Origin of the sequence: Dokdonella sp., from assembly GCF_049593775.1 — a bacterium.
Lineage (GTDB): Bacteria > Pseudomonadota > Gammaproteobacteria > Xanthomonadales > Rhodanobacteraceae > Dokdonella.
This window is the reverse complement of record NZ_JBAWHJ010000465.1, coordinates 1-2965: the sequence shown is the minus strand read 5'-3', so window position 1 is coordinate 2965 and position 2965 is coordinate 1. Positions and strand designations below refer to the sequence as shown.

The 2965-nt window shown below is 60.8% G+C and carries 2 protein-coding genes and 1 pseudogene; 1 reads left to right on the top strand and 2 read right to left on the bottom strand.

Annotation, left to right across the window (positions count from 1 at the left end; genetic code table 11):
- On the top strand, positions 1-855 hold an 855-nt coding region (locus WBP53_RS16035), incomplete at its 5' end, for an SDR family oxidoreductase (RefSeq protein ID WP_423930724.1).
- A 71-nt stretch (positions 856-926) separates the two neighbouring features.
- Here WBP53_RS16035 and WBP53_RS16030 read toward each other — a convergent pair.
- Together WBP53_RS16030 and WBP53_RS16025 are read right to left on the bottom strand one after the other, a co-directional pair.
- The gene (locus WBP53_RS16030; protein WP_423930726.1) at positions 927-2618 is read right to left on the bottom strand and encodes an FAD-dependent oxidoreductase; all 1692 of its coding nucleotides are present in this window, start codon (positions 2616-2618) and stop codon (positions 927-929) included.
- A gap of 194 nt (positions 2619-2812) precedes the next feature.
- A pseudogene (locus WBP53_RS16025) lies at positions 2813-2965 on the bottom strand (PA4780 family RIO1-like protein kinase); the annotation flags it as partial.

Below are 2965 nucleotides of genomic sequence, written 5' to 3'. Positions count from 1 at the left end.
CAAGCCAGGCCCGATGACCAAATCCGGGTCGTGCTCGGCAAAGCCGATGCTCGTGCCGTTCCACCAGGATCGCCATATCTATCGCAGACTGCGCCCGACACCGAGTACTTCCGTGGAAGTCTTGGCGATGCGTGGACACCCATCCAAACGGAGACCGGAATGAAGATTCAGGGCAGCACCGCACTTGTCACCGGCGCCAACCGCGGCCTCGGTCTCGCCTATGCCAGGGCGCTGCTTGCCGCCGGTGCGAGCAGGGTTTACGCCGGCGCTCGCGATCCCGCATCCGTGCCCCTGTCCGGTGTCGTGCCGGTCAAGCTCGACGTCACCAGTGCGATTGATCTCGCCGAGGCAGCGAGGCAGTGCGTCGATGTCGAGATCATCATCAATAATGCCGGCGTCATCGGCAATACGGCGTTGCTGGCTAGCGATGGCGAGGAAGCCTTGCAGAAGGTATTGGCGACCAATCTTCACGGTGTCCACGCAGTCAGTCGCGCATTCGCACCGGTGCTGAAGAGCAACGGAGGCGGCGCCATTGTGAATATGCTCTCGGCGCTGAGCTGGATCAGTCTGCCGAACACCGGCGCCTATTCGGTATCGAAGGCCGCGGCCTGGGCATTGACCAATGGACTACGTCTCGAGTTGCGTGAGCAAGGCACGCTGGTCATCGCCGTGCATGCGGGCTACATCGACACTGACATGGTCAGCGGTGTCGAGGCGCCCAAGGCCAAGCCCGAGGATGTCGCCTCTGCCGTCATGAAAGCTATCGAAAACGGTGTTCCGGAAGTGCTGGTCGACGACACGGCCCGGCAAGTCAAGCATGGCCTGAATGCATCACCTTCGGCATACCTAGGCTAGTCGCCCTTCGGCCGGGTTGCCGACACCATTCATGAAGGCTTGACCGGTCGCATTGCGGCTGGCAAGCCTAGTCAATCAGAACGACGGCCAAGTGACAACGCTTCGTGGATCTGCGCGACCACGGCCGCACCTTCGCCCACGGCCGCAGCAACCCGCTTGGTCGAACCCGAACGCACATCTCCGATGGCAAAGACGAAATGCATGCTCGTCTCCAATGCCTTTGGTGCTCGTGCAGAGCCAGTTCTATCCGCCATACGTGCCTGTTCACCGGTCTTTACATAGCCCTTGTCATCCAGTTCAAGCGGACAATCCTTGAGCCACCCTGTATTCGCATCCGCTCCGATGAACAGGAACAGATGGCGAAGCGGCATGATGAAGGTCGCTCCGGTATCTCGGTTGCGAAACGTGGCATGGGACAACGAAACCTCGTGCTCGCCATCAAGCGCAATGACTTCCGTGCGTCGATGCAGGGTCACGTTGGGCAACGCGCTGATGCGCTCGATGAGGTACTTCGACATCGATGCCTCGAGGCTTTCACCACGAATGATGAGGTGAAGGTGCTTGACCTTCGGCGCCAGGAATACGACTGCCTGCCCGGCGGAATTTCCGCCGCCAACCAGCGCGACATCTTCACCCTCGCAAAGTCGTGCTTCGATGGCCGACGCCCAATACGAGACGCCGAAACCCTCAAACGACGCAAGGTTTGAGATATCGAGTTGACGATAGCGGACGCCGGAGGCGATGACCACGCTTCGCGCCTGCACGACTTGTCCATCAGTCAGGATTAGCCTGGGCAATTGCCGTTGGTGATCCTTCCGATCGATGCACTCCAGTCGTTCAACTTGCAAAGGCACTGCAATTTCAGCGCCGAATTTTTGCGCCTGGGTGAAAGCGCGAGCGGTCAACGCGATACCGGAAATCCCGGTCGGGAATCCGAAGTAGTTCTCGATGCGGGCGGATGCGCCGGCCTGGCCACCGAAAGCCCGTGCATCAAGCACGAGTACGGACAATCCTTCAGATGCGGCGTACACCGCCGTAGCCAGTCCCGCTGGCCCGGCACCGACCACGATCACGTCGTGGACCATTTCAGGATCAAGCGTCGGCGTGATGCCAAGGCACCTGCCGACATCGGCTTCGCTCGGGCGCCGCAGCACAGTGCCGTTCGGGCAGACCACGACCGGCATCTCCTCCATGGCGATGGCGAGACGATCAACCAGCAATTGCGCATTGGGATCCGCGCCCGGGCAAAGCACCGAGTATGGGTAGCCGTTTCGAGACAGGAATTCTTCCAGCCGAACGACGCGCGGATCGGTGCCCAGGCCAAGGATGATCAGTCCGGCGCCACCCTCTCGGATCAAGGCCGTCCGTCGCAGTATGAAGGCGCGCATCAGTGTCTCGCCGATCTCGGCTGAACCGATGATCAAGGCGCGCAGGTGAACGGCATCCAAGCTGACTGCCTCGCAGCCCTGAGGTCCTGCACGACCTTCAGCCAGGGTCGGACGCCCCGCCAGCTGCGCGATCTCGCCACTGATCCCGCCTTCCGGATGGCTGGTGATCAATTCCTCGTTGCCGAGTCCGGTTCGTCGGAAGACGTCGATGGACCCGGAAGTGACGACGAAGGCAGGCGCGCCCTGGTCCCCCAATCCAAAAACGATCTCGTTCGGCTCGTAGCGTTTTGGTTGGCCACCGGCGAAGCGCATTGCGATCTGTCGCTGCATTGGCGACAGAGTCGGAAACATCTGGTGACTGCGTTCGATCGCCATATTCACGATGGATTCCTGCCCGGCTTTGTTTCTGCGGCCACCCTTGCGACCTGTCGATCGCCAAGAATGCCGCAACGGCGGCGGCGGCGATTGCAGATTATTGCTGAAAGCCAGCATGGATGAGTAAGCATCGCGGCGCCCGAAGCGTGCAGCCCCACATGTGCCCGGGTATTTGCCGGATCGCCCAGCAGAAATCAGTCTTCGGCTGCCGCTTCTTCGCGACCTTGCTGGCGAATCATCGCCTCCTGGCGCGCATCCTCGATCGACCACATCACCATGTCGACGTCAGCCGTGTGTTCGTCGAAAACGAAGTTGCCGGTCAACTCGTGATCAGGTTGCAGATCGCC

What these genes read in the sequence shown, in the direction of transcription:
- WBP53_RS16030 (WP_423930726.1), bottom strand. Translation starts at nt 2,618, where the DNA reads ATGGCGATCGAACGCAGTCACCAGATGTTTCCGACTCTGTCGCCAATG.